This is a genomic window from Streptomyces flavochromogenes (genome assembly GCF_000717595.1).
Taxonomy (GTDB): Bacteria; Actinomycetota; Actinomycetes; order Streptomycetales; family Streptomycetaceae; genus Streptomyces; species Streptomyces flavochromogenes.
This window is the reverse complement of record NZ_JNZO01000020.1, coordinates 14,916-28,371: the sequence shown is the minus strand read 5'-3', so window position 1 is coordinate 28,371 and position 13,456 is coordinate 14,916. Positions and strand designations below refer to the sequence as shown.

Sequence of the window (13,456 nt, the reverse complement as noted above, 5' to 3'; positions counted from 1 at the left end):
GGACCGCGGCGAGGTCGCTTCGAGCGCCGACAGCCGTCGTTGAGCGGTCGGATCAGCCTTCCGACTTGCCGCGGGTTGTCCAGGCGCTTGCGTCCTGGCCGTATCTGGTGAGGAAGCGCGCGAACTGCAAGCGGTCCGCACTGTCCCAGTGCGCGGTGATCTCCTCGAAGGCGAGGCGCTGCTCACTGGCGTAGGCCCTGCGTGCCGATTCTCCCTCGTCGGTGAGTTCGAGCCGACTGCTGCGGCCGTCCTGTTGGGAGGCGACGCGGCGAAGCAGGCCCTCCGCTATGCATGCGGCGACGGCGCGGCTGGCGACGGGCTGGGCGACGCCCATCTTGTCGGCGACGCCGCCCACTGTGATCCGGCCCGCCGCGTCGCCGACCACGTTCAGGACGATGTTGCGGGTCAGGTCCCCACGTCCTGACCCGACCTGCCGACGCAGCCGGGACAGCGCCGGCCCCACGTTGTCGAGGAGCGAGTCGTCGTCGGCGGGTACAGGCTGTTCCTGGCTCTTCACGCCTCAAATCTACGACACGCACCATCGATATACGTGCTGCATCTATATGACTTAAGGTATGGATCTGTAGTCCAGTAGAAGCGAGGCACGACCATGAGCACCACCGCCATCACCGGCGCGCAGGTCTTCGACGGGGAGAAGTCGCTCGGCGTCACCACCGTCGTCATCCAAGGGAGCAGGATCGTCCAGGTCGGCGGCCAGGCCCCGGCCGAGGCCGAGGTCGTCGACGGGGCCGGGGCGACACTGCTGCCCGGCCTGATCGACGCGCACGTCCACGCCGACCGCGACTCCCTCGCACTGGCCCTGCAGTTCGGCGTCACCACCGAACTGGAGATGCAGGGCGCCAACACTCGCAACCGGCGCGGCGCTATCAGCGAGGACGACTCTGTCGCCGACGTGCGCTCCTCGGGCTTCGCCCTGACCCCGCCCGGCGGGCACCCCAGCGAACTGTTCCCGAAGGACTTCCACCCGGGCAGGCCCGCCGGAGGCGGCCCGGGCGGCGAGCACCGCGGCGAGCCGCCCTACCGCCCTGACGCCACCGGCCCCGAGGCCGCGGCGGCCTCGATTCCGCAGCTGATCGCCCACGGCTCGGACTACATCAAGTTCATGATCGACGACGGCAGCGTCGAGGGGCACCCGGGCCTGCCCATGCTCGACCAGGCCACCTTGAACGCCGGCGTCGCCGCGGCGAAGAAGCACGGCGCGCTGACCGTCGCCCACGCACTGACCATCGACGCCACCCGCATGGCGATCGAGGCGGGGATCGACGGCCTTGCCCACCTGTTCGTCGAACCTCCCACCGACGAGATCGTCACACTGATCAAGGACGCGGGCATGTTCGTCGTGCCGTGCACCGTGCTGAACGCCTCCATGATGGGCATCACCGGCAGGGAACTGGCCGACGACCCGCGGGTGGCCTCCCGCCTGAACGCCGCCTGGGACGCCACCTTGCGCTCCTGCTTCGGCCATTACCCCCAGGGCAAGCTCCAGGACGTCCTGGACAGCGTCAAGGCCCTCGCCGACGCCGGGGTGGACCTGTTGGTGGGCACCGACGTTTCCCAGCCCATGCCCTTCCTCGGCGGCCTCGCCCCCGGCGCCAGTGTCCACCAGGAACTGCAGCACCTCGTCGAAGCCGGTCTGACCCCCGCAGCCGCCTTGCGCGCCGCCACCGCCACGACCGCCCGCCGCTTCCACCTCTCCGACCGCGGCCGGATCGCCGATGGCCTGCGCGCCGACCTGCTCCTGGTCGACGGCGACCCCACGACCACCATCACCGACACCCTCAACACCCGCGCGGTGTGGCGCCGCGGCACCCGCCTGGCCGCCTGATTCGGGCGTGGACATCGATGCGGTGGGCGGGCACGGTGCGGGCGCCTCGTAGCGGGGAGGAGGAGAAGGGGAGACGGGCAGGGCCGGGCGCCGGGCCCTTCGGGGCCCGGCCCTGGATCTGACGGGGGACCATCACGGCGGGTGCCGGGGCCGTCCGGTCGGGCAGTGTGCGGACCGCTCCGAGCGGCCGAGGGCGCCCGCAGCGCCGCTCCGCGCCGGCCTACGGCCGTCCGGTCACCCAGTCGTCCCAGTCCAACGACCAGTTGGTGATCGGACGGCCCCGAACGAGTGCCGCTCGGCCTCTGCGCCGCAGCTTGTGCAGGGCTGTGCAGAGGAGCTCGTACGCGGACACCCGGCCGGAACGGCACCGCAACGACAGCAGCCGGAACGGCACCGGCCATCCCCGATGACGGGAGACCCGGCAGGCGGTTCAGCGGCACGCTTGCTATCGCGACAGCTCTCCGATTCTGGCGTCAACAAATTCCATAGCAAACTCCGCTTGGCTTCCGGATCCTCCGGTGTGGAGATCCAGGAAGTGCATGACTCCGCTATTTATGACCCCTTGAAGGTCGTTGACCTTCGCCTTTCTTGCCTTTATGAGATTCTCCTTGATCTCCTCCAGCTGGGGCAACGCGAGACCCCGGATCTCATTGTTGAAGATCGTATCCCCTCCCGGCTTTCCGATCTGCCAGCGTGTGCCAGTGACGAAGTCCATTCTGACAGCCCAGCCGACTTTGTCCTGCCCTCCCTCGGAAAACGTAAGGCGCCCTGCCGCCTCAGCACCGGCAATTCGATCGCCCAGGCCCTGCTTCTTGAACTCATTCAGGGCCTTCACTGCTTTGGTATACCCCGACGGGGCTTTGACCAATGAGCCTCCGCCGAATATCTTGTAGACGTGGTCCCCTACCTTGTGGACCCCTAGCGACGCCTCTCGCGAGTCGTATGTCTCGCTGATCGTCTGTGGGGCCTGCTCGGGAAATTTGATGGTCTTCACGGTGGAAGCGACGGCGACGGCGGGTGCTTTGACGGCGGCCTTCTTCGGACCTTTTCCGCCTGCTCGCTGAATCGCTGATGCCGAGTGATGCGGCGTGTCACCGGCCGATCGCACCGCGGAGGGTTCACCTGCCATCACTCTCGCCGCATTGGCTTCGGCTTCGCGTTCGAAGCGGTCGCCGGGGTCGGAGATGCTGAGGCCGGCGCCGTTGCTGGTGCCGGAGACGGGGCCCTGGCGCTGCTGGACGACGTGGGTGAGTTCGTGGGCGAGGGTGTGTTTGTCTCCCCCGCCGTCGCCGATGACGACGTTGTTGCCACTGGTGTAGGCGCGGGCGCCGATCTCGGCGGCGGAAGCGCGGGCGGCGCCGTTGTCGTGGATGCGGACGTCGGAGAAGTCGGCGCCGATGCGGGCTTCCATCTCCTCGCGCAGCGGGGCGTCCATGGGGCGGCCGGTTCCGGCGAGGACATCGTGGACGGTGGAACGCTGGACGGCGGGCCGGCCGGATGCGGTCTGCTGGTGACCGCAGCTCGCGCCGTGCACGTGCTGTTCCTGTGCCTGGTCCTTGCGCTGGACGGAAGGCCGGGCGTGAGGGTGACCGGAAAGCTGGAGCATCCTCAGGACGGCGGCGTTGCCCGCGGTGCGCTGGAGCGCCAGGATGCCGGCAGCATCCGTCGGCTCGGGCTTCCGGGGCCTGGGGGCCTGGGCTTCAGCCGCCTGATCGGGGCGGCGTTCGTGCTGTACCAACTGAGGAACCTTTCAACGAAGGGACACAGCCCACAGCACCCTGTCGCACCCCCCTGCCGCCAGGTCTGGAAGGGCAGACGCTCGGGCACAGGTCCCAGCCTTCCGAACACCCGACACATCCCTGGCACACCTTCCGGACGACGGTGCCCGGAACCGCGCCATCGTCCCGGCGCCACCCACCACGCCTGCCGACCGCATGACCTCGGAACCGGCGGTGAGGCTCTACGCCTGCTCCACGGCCACGGCTGTGAGCACATGGCTGCTGTCGGCGGCCCAACGTCCGCGCATGCGGGCGAGTCCGGGCGGGGCGGGGACGAAGACGCGGGCGGTGAACGTACCGTCCGGGGCGAATTCGAGGAACGCCTCCTGGAAGTTCAGCCGGCGGCGGGTCACGGGGTACCACGCCTTGTATACGGACTCCTTGGCGCTGAACAGGAGGCGGTCCCACGCGGGTTCGGCTGCCGAGGCGGGCAGGGCGGCGAGTGAGGCCAGGGCGGAGCGTTCCTCGGGGAGGGTTATGGCCTCCAGCATCCCCTCCGGAAGCGGGCAGTTGGGCTCGGCGTCGATGCCGAGAGCGGCGATCTCATGGGCGTGGGCCACCGTCGCGGCCGCGTAGCCTGCGCAGTGCGTCATGCTGCCGACGATCCCGGGCGGCCAGCCCGGGGCGCCCCGCTCGTCAGGGAGCAGCGGAACCGGAGCCAGGCCGAGCGCGGCCAGCGCTTCGTGGGCGCAGGCGCGGACGGTGGTGAACTCGTTGCGCCGTTTCGGGACGGCCCCGGCGATGAGCGCCTCTTCCCGAGGGGACAGGGTGATGTCCAGCCGAGGGGTGAAGGACTGAACGGAGCGGGCGGCGGGGGGCAAGAGGGAGCCGATCATGCGATGGTTTCCGTGTTCGCGTTCGCGGTGGTGTCGGGCCGGTGCCGGGACTTCGCAGGAGGAAGGCCGCGGGGAACTCCTCCGGCGGGCGCGGGGGGGGGGCAGCCGTCCTGCACGGCGGTCACGAGATCGACATGCCCCCGTCGATGGACAGCACTTGACCGGTCATGTAGTCGGCGTCCAGCAGCAGTTCGATGCCGCGGGCCACCTCGTCGGGCGTGCCCATGCGGTCGAACGCGGTCCGCGCCACGAGCGTGGCGCGGACCGCGGCCGGCAGCTCCTCGGTGAGCGCGGTTGCCATGAGGCCGGGTGACAGCGCGTTGACCGTCACATCGAACCGACCGCACTCCAGAGCCAGGCTCCGGGTCATCCCCAGCACACCGGCCTTGGCCGCCGAGTACGCCGTCTGTCCCCGGCTGCCGAGGAGGCCGGCGGGCGAGACGACGTTGATGATGCGTCCCCAGCGGCCCCGCAGCATGTCCGGGAGCGTCGCCCGGCAGGTATGGAAGGTGCCGATCAGATTGACGGCGACGGTCCGGGTCCAGTCGTCGACGGACTGGGTGGCCATGAGACCGTCCCGGCGGATCGCACCCGCGTTGACGAGGACGCTGATGCCTCCCAGCTCAGCGCGTACGCGGTCGACCATGTCCCGGGTGGCAGCCCAGTCTGCGACGTCCGCGCGCACGAGGGTGCTCGGACCGCTGAGCGTGGCCGCCAGCGCGCGGGCCCGGTCCTCGCCGCTGGTGTAGTGCAACGCCAGCCGGTAGCCACGGTGGTCGAGGACCCGTGCCACGGCGGCGCCGAGGGCTCCCGAAGCGCCGGTGACGAGAGCGACACGGCCGTCGGTGCCCGGCGTCGCCATCAGACAGACGCTCCCGTACGCGCACCGGCCGGCCGGCGCGGCACGGTCAGGGAGCCCGCCGGTGCGAGGCTTCCCCGCACGGTCGTGTGCCGACGTGCCCTCCGTAGGCGCCGAAGGCCGAGGGTCCGCGTCCGGTCGAAAGTCATCACACCACTCCGCATGTACGGGGTCGGGAAAGGGGGACGGGATGCGATCCTGCGCGGGAGGTCCGGCCGCCGTCGCACCCGCCCAGGGCCTGTCGTTCGGATCAGGCCCTGGGCGGTTCACCACGCGCAGGGCGCGACGGAGTCCGGCAAGGGTCGGAGCGGGCACGAGGACATCCGGGCGGGGTGTCACCTTCGGCCGGCTCCGCCTCGCCCGGAGCTCCCGTGCCGTAACCCGTTCGGTGCCCGTGCCGTGTCCATTCCAGGAGTCCGCAGCCGTCGGCCGACGGCCGCGGACGGACCCGGACGGTCTCGCTACGATTCGTCGGCGGCTTCCGCCACGAAACGCTCGGCCGCCGCCGTGTCGAGGCCCAGCGAGGCCAGGACGCCTGCGCCGTCCTCCTCCTCCAGCAGCCCCAGCAGCATGTGGCCGGTGCTGACGTTGTCCTGGTCGAGGCGGAAGGCCACCCGCGACGCCAGTTCCAGCGCCTTCTTCGCGCGGGCGTCGTACGGGATCAGCACCGGATCGGCGTCACTGCGCGGCGGCAGGGCGGCCACCGCCGTGTCTCGCGCCCGGTCGAGGTCGATGCCCTGCGCCCGCAGGGCACCGACCGCGCTGCCCTCGGTGCCGAGCAGGCCGAGGAGGACATGCGCCGGGACGATCTCGGCGTTGCCGGCCGTCTTGGCCTCGTTCATGCCGGCGATGATCGCGCTGCGGGCGGGCTGGGAGAACTTCTCGAAGGCATTCGACGGCTTGGCGTCGGGCTTGCCGACGAACCGCTTCTGGGCTGCCTGCCGGGTGACGCCCATGCTGCGACCGATGTCGGTCCAGGACGCGCCGGAGCGACGGGCCTGGTCGACGAAGTGGCCGATGAGATGGTCGGCGACCTCGCCGATGTGGTCGGCCAGCAGGATGGCGCCGCTGAGCTGGTCGAGGGCGGAGGTGTGGTTCTCGGTGATCGCCGTGATGAGCTCGTCGAGCTTGACCGGCGAAGTGATCTGCGTCATGGTGTCAACCGTAGGTTGTCAGTCGGGTGGTGTCAACCCGAGGTTGTCATTTCTCTCGATCGGTCCTGGGCCCGCGTGGCCACCGCGCTCCGCGGCGGCCACGCCCGTCGCCGATGAGCGCGGCGGCCTTCGCCGCTACCAGGTGACCGGCATCTCGGCCGGGCCGAACGCCTGGATCGAGTGGTACTTGTACGTCAGTTCCGCCTCGGGCACGGCGAGCGCGAGCGTCGGGACCCGCTCGAAGAGCGTCGTGTAGACGATCTCGAGCAGGCTCGGCACCAGGCGGTCCGCCGGACACTTGTGCGGTCCATGACCGAACGCCAGATGCCGGGCGGGCTCCTCCCGCATGATGTCGAGCTGATGGGGATACGGGCACACCGACGGGTCGCGGTTGACGGGCAGCGTCGGCACCGCCACGCCGTCACCGGCCTTGATCAGCGTGTCGCCGATGCGCATGTCCTCGGTGGCGAGCCGCATGGGGGTTCCGTCGTTGACCGAGAAGTACCGCAGCATCTCGTCCACCGCGTTCGTCATCCGGTCCGGGTGAGCGAGCAGCGTCGGCCGCTGCTCCGGGTGGTTCAGCAGGGTGAGCACGCCCAGCGCGATCATCGTCGACACCGAGTTGTGAATACCCTGGGCGTTCGACAGCATCAGCGGAGCGAGTTCGTACCAGTCGACCTCGCCGTGCTTCTCGCGTTCCTGCACGATCAGACGACTCATCATGTCGTCGCCGAGGTGCTTGGACTTCTCCTTCAGGACCTCTTCCGCGTGCCCGTTCAGGCGGTCGGCCGCTTCCCTCTCCTCGGCCTCGGTGGTGGTGCCGAGCAGCAGCTTCCAGACGTTGTCCCGCATCGTCTGCAGCTCGGCCGCGGGGATGCCGAGGAACATCTCCTGCAGGCGCCACGCGATGGGGAACGCCAGCTCCTTCACCAGGTCGACCGGCTTCGTCGGCTGCCGCAGCATGTCGTCGATCTTCTCCTCGACGGCGACCCGCAGGCGCGGCAGCAGCCGGGCGAGTCCTTCCGGGGAGAACTCGTCCATGATGGACTTCTTCTTCTTCAGGTGTTCCGGGCCGTCCAGGTTGATCATGAACGGCGCGCAGTACCGCAGCTTCATCAGTGAATTGGGTGTCAGCTTCGGAAATCGGTCGTCCGTCTTGTCCGAGCTGAACCGCGGGTCGGAGAGCACGATGCGGGCGTATTCCGGCCTCACCACCATCCAGACGAGTTTGCCCGTGGGCAATTCGACCTGGCCGATGCCTCGTTCCCGCAGTGTCTCGTACTCGGCCGGCAGTACGCCGGGGAGCTGCCGGCGAATGGGGTGGGTCGGGATCTTCGTCATGCTGACACCTCTGCAGCCCAGTGGTAGAAACGGGTGGCCAGTGAATTGCCCTGCGGGTCGTACGGCGGAATGATCTCCGTGAGGTCGTCGACGAGCTGGAGGAAGCGGGGATCGCCTTCCGTCCACACCTCGCTGATCGCCTCCATGCTGTCGGCTACGGCGAAGTCCTGGATGTGCAGGTAGATGCCGCGCCACAGATAGATCTGGCGGCGCAGCGTGCCCATCTTCTGAGGGATGTCGGTCGCGTCCGACTCCGCGAACAGCCGTGACGCCTCGGGGATGTGTTCCTGCCGCTGGGTGTTGACGATCACCGCGCTGTACGTCTGCTCCAGGTCGTCCAGTCGCTCGGCCGGCCACAGGTAGAAACGCTCGGCCGTCGGCCGGTCGACCGGGCCGTCCCAGTCCTCCGTGGCGGCGTGATCGCCGAAATAGGTCGACAGACGTTCGTTCAGCCGCGTGCACCGGGGGTCGGTGGTGAGGATCCGGTGTGCCTCGTCGGGGTCGGCGACGTCCCAGTCCTGCATGTGCACGTAAAGGTCGCTGTAGCTGAACACCTGGCGGCGGCGCAGCTGGGGGAGTTCGGACGCGACCTCGCCATCGAACTCCTGAAGGATCTTGGTGACGTCGGCGACGTCACCGCTGTCGAATGTGCCGACAGTGACGATGCTCGGCATGGAGCGTCTCCTGACGAATAGGCCGGGTGCGTTTCGGGGGTGCGCCCAGCTTGCGCTCGCGCCTTCGACGCCGGATCGACGCCCGGTCAACGGCCGGGGCCGGACGCGGACGGCGAACTCGAAGGGTCCTCGAAGCGAGGTCGATCGAGGGCGGACATCGTCGGTCGCGACGGATCCGGATGTGACGACGCTTGTGAGGTGTCTTGTTGTGTCGAGTACGCAGCGGCGAGTTGACCACGCCATCACCATCGAGGCCGACGTGGAGACGGTGTTCGACCTGATCGCGGACATCGCGCGGTGGCCGCAGTTCCACCGGTCCGCGGTGCACGCGGAGACGATCCACTCCAACGAGAAGGGAGAGTCGGTCAGGTACTGGGCTCTGGCCGGTGACGCGGCCGTCCGCACCTGGCAGACCGTGCGCCGCACGGACCGGCCGGGGCGCCGCATCACCTTCGCGCACGAGGAACCCGAACAGCCCGTCACCGACCTCCGCGGCGAGTGGGTCTTCAGCGAACTGACGCCGGACCGGACCCGGGTCGAGCTGAGCCACCAGGTCGCCGCGCCGGCCGACGCCGATCTCGGCCCGGTGCTGGACAGGATCGCGCAGGAGAGCGAGGACTGCCTCGCCACGCTCCGCGACACGGCCGAGCGCCGGGCCGATCTGGACGAACTCGTCGTCTCCTTCACCGACCCGCTGTTCATCGCCGGCTCCGTCGAGGACGCCTACGACTACCTCTACCGGGCGGACCTGTGGCCCGAGCGCATCCCGCACGTGGTGGGGCTCACCATGACCGAGGACGTGCCGAACGTCCAGTTCTTCGACATGGACACCAAGGGCCCGGACGGCAGCACGCACACCGTCCGCTCGGTGCGGATCTGTCTCCCGAACCACCTGATCGTGTACAAGCAGATCTCGCTGCCCACGATGCTGGACGCGCACACCGGCCACTGGCGGTTCACCGAGACGCCGGAAGGCGTCATCGCCGAGGCCCGGCACACCAGCACGCTCAAGCGCTCTGCGCTGTCCCAGCTGGGCGGTGCGACGACGGTCGCCGAGGGGCGCCGGTACCTGCGACGGCTGCTGAGCGGCAACAGCATGAGCAACCTCCGCCTCGCCAAGGCGTACGCGGAGGAGCGCGCCGGCTTCTGAGCCGGCCGCACCGGCCTCCCGGAGACCTCGCCGCAGCGCGAGGGGCGAGGAACCGCCCGGCCGGACGTGAGCTGCCGCACCGGCACCGTCCCGGCCGGGTCCCATGAACAGAGAACCGCCGAGTCAGGAGAGATTCATGGCCAAGGAGACGAACCCCCGAGGCGGGGGAGTGTGGGCAGCCGCCGATCTGCTGACCCCGATGGCCGTCCGGGTGGCGGCGACGTTGCGGCTGGCCGACCACATCGCCGCGGGCGCCCGGACGACCGGGGCGCTGGCCGAGGCCGTCGGCGCCGACCGGGACGCGCTGGGGCGGCTGCTGGACCACCTGGTGACCGCGGGCGTGCTGTCGGGCACCGGGCCCGGCGCCTACGGCGTGACGGCCATGGGCCGCCACCTGTGCGAGGGCGCGCCCGAGGACATGCGGGCCATACTCGACATCGAAGGAGCCCTGGGGCACGCCGAGTTGAGCCTCGTCCACCTGTTGCACACGGTGCGTACGGGTGAGGCCGCGTTCCCGCAGCAGTACGGTGTGACGTTCTGGGACGACCTGTCGTCCGACGATGGGCGCGCCGAGTCCTTCGACACCTTGATGGGCGCCAGGCTGACGGCGCACTCGCCGGCCGTGGTCGGGGCGTATCCGTGGGGATCGCTCCGTCATGTGGTCGATGTCGGCGGTGGCGACGGCACCATGCTGATCGCCATCCTGCAGTCCTACCCCGATCTGAGGGGGACGGTCGTCGACCTGCCCGGCCCGGTGCGCCGCGCCGAGAAGGCCATCGCCGCGGCCGGTCTCGACCACCGGGCCGACGTCGCGGCCGGCAGTTTCTTCGACGCTCTTCCCGCGGGTGCGGACGGATATCTGCTGTCGAGCATCCTGCACAACTGGGACGACGCGGCGGCCGCCCGTATCCTGCGCCGCTGCGCCGACGCGGCGCAGACGACGGGGCGCGTGCTCGTCGTGGACTACTTCGGGGACCGGACCGTGCAGACGGAGGGCGACCTGCGCATGCTCGGCTACTTCGGCGGCCGGCAGCACACCCTGGAGCAACTGGCCGAACTGGCGGGAACCGTCGGCCTGCACACCACCTCGGTCACGCCGGCCGACCGCTACTCCGTCGTCGAACTGCGTGCGGTCGGCTGACCGTTCGCGCCCCGCGCCGACGGCGCGCCACCGCCGGTGTCGCCGACCGGCCGGCGCGATCCGTCCGTCCCTGCGGCCGTCGGGAAGCGGGCTTCGATTCCGTCCAGGATGATCTCCAGGCCGTTCGTGAACCGCTCGTCCGCCTCCCCGATCTCGGAGGCCTGGACCATCTGGCTCAGGTGCGGGAACTCACCGGTCTCCAGCAGGGACTTGAGGTACGGCTCCATCCGCAGCCGCCAGGCATGGCGATCTAGGCCGGACTGCTGCGCGGTCGCCCGCTCGGTCAACTCGGCCTGCACGGCGCCGCCGACCCAGGAGTGGATCAGGTTGAGCACGTGGACCGTGTCGTCCATGCCCAGACCGCAGCCGGCGAGGACGGCGAGATCGCGTTCCATGCCGCGCATGAAGTTGGGGCCCATGATCGGGCGGGTGGCGAGGAGCGGGGCGAGCCAGGGGTGCCGCAGGAAGATCTGCCGGCGGCGGAGGGCCAAGGTCGTCAGATCCGCCCGGAGATCGCCGGTCGGCTCCTGCGGCTCGAAGCCGGTCGCCTCGTCGATCATCACCGTGTACAGGTCTTCCTTGGCCGGCAGGTAGCGGTAGAGGGTCATCGCACCGGTGCCGAGTCGCTTGGCGATGGCGCGCACCGACGCGGCTTCGATGCCCTCGGAGTCCGCGATGTCGATCGCCACCGCGGCGATCTGCCCACGACTGTGCGCCGGCGCGGGGCCTCGCGCCGGCTTCTCCGGTCGCATCCAGATGATTGGTTTCGAGTCCGACACGACAGTCATCCTACGCGTCCGCCACAGAGTTGCGTACGGCGCACTCAGTTGGCTACGCTAAAATCGCGTACACCGTACTCGGTGAGGGGTTCATGCATGGAAGACGCGATCATGTACACCGAGGATGTGAGGAAGCAGTACGGGGGCGTCGTCGCGCTGGACGGCCTGGACCTGGTGGTGCCGTCGCACACCGTCTACGGCCTGCTCGGCCCGAAGGGCGCGGGGAAGAGCACCACCGTGCGGATCCTGACCACCCTGACCAGGCCCAGCAGCGGGCGGGCCGTCGTCGCCGGGTTCGACGTGGCCCGGAATCCGGCCGATGTGCGGAAGGTGATCGGCCTGGCCGGTCAGGACGCCTCGTTCGACGACGGACTGACCGGCCGGGAGAACCTGCGGATCCTCGGCCGCCTCTCGCGCCTCGGCTCGCGCGGCGCCCGCCGGCGCGCCGACGAGCTGCTGGAACGGTTCGGTCTCGCCCACTCCGGTGATCGGCTGGTCGGCACGTACTCCGATGGCATGCGCCGCCGGATCCACCTGATCGCCAGTCTGTTACGGGCTCCCGCTGTGCTCTTCCTCGACGAGCCGACCACCGGGCTCGACGCCTCCAGTCGCGCCGAGATCTGGGAGAGCGTGCGCGGGCTGGTGGCCGACGGCACCACGGTCCTCCTCACCACCCCGTGTCTGGAGGAGGTGGAGCGGCTCGCCACGGCGGTCGGCGTGATCGACCGCGGCCGGCTGATCGCCGAAGGCAGTCCGGCCCAGCTCAAAGCCCAGATCGGCCGTCACATCGACGTCGTGGTCGAGTCGGCGGACCATGTGCCGAGTGCCATGGCGAGGCTGGAGCGGCTGACCGGCCGGTGCCCGGAGGCCGACGGATCACGCATCGTCGTGGCCGCGGTGGATCAGGCGCCCGCCCTGCCGCTGATCGTGAGTGAACTGGACGCGTCCGGCGCGGTGATCAGGAACATCGGGATCCGCGAGCCCTGCCTGGACGACGTCTTCCTGACGATGACCGGGCAGACCGTCGCACCGGCGCACCCGGTCGAGACGCCCGAGGCGATGTCGTGAACCTCCTGGCCGACGGCTGGACGCTGACCCAGCGAAGGCTGTTCCGGCTGCGCCACGAGCCCGGCACCCTGCTCACCATGCTCATGATGCCGAGCGTGTTCGTGGTGCTTTTCGGCTTCGTGTTCGGCGGCGCGATCGAGGTGCCGGGCACCTCGAACTACCGCGAGTTCATGATGCCCGGCCTGTTCGTGATGACGACCGGGACCGCCCTGTCCACCGCCATGGTGGAGGTGGCGAAGGACCAGGCGCGCGGGGTGATGGAGCGTCTGCGTTCGCTCCCGACCCACCGGGTGTCCGTGCCGCTCGGCCAGAGCGGCGCCGAGGGGATCCTCGGGGCCTACGGCCTCGCGGTCCTGATGGTGTGCGGCCTCGTCGTCGGCTGGCGGCCGCACGACGGTGTTCCGCGGGCGCTGGCCGGCATCGGCCTGCTCCTGCTGTTCCGCTACGCGCTGGCATGGGTCGGCACCTACCTGGGCCTTGTGGTGCGGTCGGCACGGACCGCGGCCCGGCTTGCACCGCTCACGCTGTCGCTCACCATGGTGTCCAACGCCCTCGTGCCCACCGACCGGATGCCGGTCGGCCTCCGGGCGCTGTGCGAGTGGAACCCGCTCAGCTCCGCCGCGGCGGCCGCGCGCGAGCTCTTCGGCAACCCCGGTGCTCCCGGCCCGGACGCCGCGTGGCCGCTGACCCACCCGGTGACCGCGAGCCTGCTGTGGGCCGGCCTGCTGTTGCTGATCTTCGTGCCGCTCTCGGTGCGTCGCTTCGCCCGCGCCGGACTCTAGATCCGTACGCGCGTCTCCCACCCGGGGCCGCGGCGGGTGAGCCGGGGC

13 protein-coding genes are annotated in these 13,456 nt (G+C 69.9%); 5 read left to right on the top strand and 8 right to left on the bottom strand.

All coding sequences use genetic code 11. The annotated features are described in order from the left end of the window. Positions 1-52: 52 nt before the first annotated feature. Positions 53-517 (bottom strand): MarR family winged helix-turn-helix transcriptional regulator, encoded by a 465-nt coding sequence (locus tag IF00_RS0124545; protein WP_030321461.1) that lies wholly within the window; start codon positions 515-517, stop codon positions 53-55. 93 nt (positions 518-610) lie between these two features. Between IF00_RS0124545 and IF00_RS0124540 the strand changes: the two genes are divergently transcribed. Continuing rightward, positions 611-1,846 carry an amidohydrolase family protein gene (locus tag IF00_RS0124540; protein WP_030321459.1) on the top strand — a complete coding sequence of 412 codons (1,236 nt, stop codon included), beginning with the start codon at positions 611-613 and terminating at the stop codon, positions 1,844-1,846. Positions 1,847-2,291: 445 nt separating this feature from the next. On the opposite strand, the gene IF00_RS44000 is transcribed toward IF00_RS0124540, so the two are convergent. From IF00_RS44000 to IF00_RS0124510, 6 genes are all read right to left on the bottom strand, one after another. Further along, entirely contained in the window at positions 2,292-3,584 is a 1,293-nt protein-coding gene (locus IF00_RS44000) for an eCIS core domain-containing protein (RefSeq protein WP_388311865.1), read from the bottom strand. Between the two features lie 222 nt (positions 3,585-3,806). Then, positions 3,807-4,460 (bottom strand): 4'-phosphopantetheinyl transferase family protein, encoded by a 654-nt coding sequence (locus tag IF00_RS0124530; protein WP_030321455.1) that lies wholly within the window; start codon positions 4,458-4,460, stop codon positions 3,807-3,809. A 121-nt stretch (positions 4,461-4,581) separates the two neighbouring features. Further along, positions 4,582-5,322: an SDR family oxidoreductase gene (locus tag IF00_RS0124525; RefSeq protein ID WP_030321454.1), complete on the bottom strand. Its 741-nt coding sequence runs from the start codon at positions 5,320-5,322 to the stop codon at positions 4,582-4,584. Positions 5,323-5,780: 458 nt separating this feature from the next. Continuing rightward, a complete protein-coding gene (locus IF00_RS0124520) occupies positions 5,781-6,473 on the bottom strand; it encodes a Clp protease N-terminal domain-containing protein (protein WP_030321450.1) in 693 nt (230 codons plus the stop codon). Positions 6,474-6,608: 135 nt separating this feature from the next. Further along, positions 6,609-7,814, bottom strand: a complete 1,206-nt coding sequence (locus IF00_RS0124515) for a cytochrome P450 (RefSeq protein ID WP_030321448.1) — start codon at positions 7,812-7,814, stop codon at positions 6,609-6,611. Further along, positions 7,811-8,488 (bottom strand): TcmI family type II polyketide cyclase, encoded by a 678-nt coding sequence (locus IF00_RS0124510; RefSeq protein ID WP_030321446.1) that lies wholly within the window; start codon positions 8,486-8,488, stop codon positions 7,811-7,813. Before IF00_RS0124510 ends, IF00_RS0124515 begins: the two co-directional genes overlap by 4 nt. Before the next feature lie 208 nt (positions 8,489-8,696). Here IF00_RS0124510 and IF00_RS0124505 point away from each other — a divergent pair, with 208 nt between their 5' ends. Together IF00_RS0124505 and IF00_RS0124500 are read left to right on the top strand one after the other, a co-directional pair. Continuing rightward, positions 8,697-9,638, top strand: a complete 942-nt coding sequence (locus tag IF00_RS0124505) for an aromatase/cyclase (protein ID WP_030321444.1) — start codon at positions 8,697-8,699, stop codon at positions 9,636-9,638. 136 nt (positions 9,639-9,774) lie between these two features. After that, positions 9,775-10,779, top strand: a complete 1,005-nt coding sequence (locus IF00_RS0124500; RefSeq protein WP_030321442.1) for a methyltransferase — start codon at positions 9,775-9,777, stop codon at positions 10,777-10,779. On the opposite strand, the gene IF00_RS0124495 is transcribed toward IF00_RS0124500, so the two are convergent. Further along, positions 10,746-11,567, bottom strand: coding sequence for a TetR/AcrR family transcriptional regulator (locus IF00_RS0124495; protein ID WP_245234618.1), 822 nt, complete (start codon positions 11,565-11,567; stop codon positions 10,746-10,748). The two genes, IF00_RS0124500 and IF00_RS0124495, sit on opposite strands and share 34 nt — an antisense overlap. A gap of 87 nt (positions 11,568-11,654) precedes the next feature. Between IF00_RS0124495 and IF00_RS0124490 the strand changes: the two genes are divergently transcribed. Both IF00_RS0124490 and IF00_RS0124485 read left to right on the top strand, forming a co-directional pair. Continuing rightward, positions 11,655-12,626, top strand: coding sequence for a daunorubicin resistance protein DrrA family ABC transporter ATP-binding protein (locus IF00_RS0124490; protein ID WP_030321438.1), 972 nt, complete (start codon positions 11,655-11,657; stop codon positions 12,624-12,626). Further along, complete coding sequence (locus IF00_RS0124485; protein WP_030321435.1) at positions 12,623-13,408, top strand: ABC transporter permease; 786 nt, start codon at positions 12,623-12,625, stop codon at positions 13,406-13,408. The genes IF00_RS0124490 and IF00_RS0124485 overlap by 4 nt, the downstream gene beginning before the upstream one ends. Positions 13,409-13,456 lie beyond the last annotated feature (48 nt).

Excerpts from the sequence above, each read along its gene's own strand:
- IF00_RS0124520 (WP_030321450.1), bottom strand. The coding sequence starts at position 6,473 with ATGACGCAGATCACTTCGCCGGTCAAGCTCGACGAGCTCATCACGGCG.
- IF00_RS0124495 (WP_245234618.1), bottom strand. The coding sequence starts at position 11,567 with ATGACTGTCGTGTCGGACTCGAAACCAATCATCTGGATGCGACCGGAG.
- IF00_RS0124525 (WP_030321454.1), bottom strand. The coding sequence starts at position 5,322 with ATGGCGACGCCGGGCACCGACGGCCGTGTCGCTCTCGTCACCGGCGCT.
- IF00_RS0124530 (WP_030321455.1), bottom strand. The coding sequence starts at position 4,460 with ATGATCGGCTCCCTCTTGCCCCCCGCCGCCCGCTCCGTTCAGTCCTTC.
- IF00_RS0124510 (WP_030321446.1), bottom strand. The coding sequence starts at position 8,488 with ATGCCGAGCATCGTCACTGTCGGCACATTCGACAGCGGTGACGTCGCC.
- IF00_RS0124490 (WP_030321438.1), top strand. The coding sequence starts at position 11,655 with ATGGAAGACGCGATCATGTACACCGAGGATGTGAGGAAGCAGTACGGG.
- IF00_RS0124515 (WP_030321448.1), bottom strand. The coding sequence starts at position 7,814 with ATGACGAAGATCCCGACCCACCCCATTCGCCGGCAGCTCCCCGGCGTA.
- IF00_RS0124500 (WP_030321442.1), top strand. The coding sequence starts at position 9,775 with ATGGCCAAGGAGACGAACCCCCGAGGCGGGGGAGTGTGGGCAGCCGCC.
- IF00_RS0124540 (WP_030321459.1), top strand. The coding sequence starts at position 611 with ATGAGCACCACCGCCATCACCGGCGCGCAGGTCTTCGACGGGGAGAAG.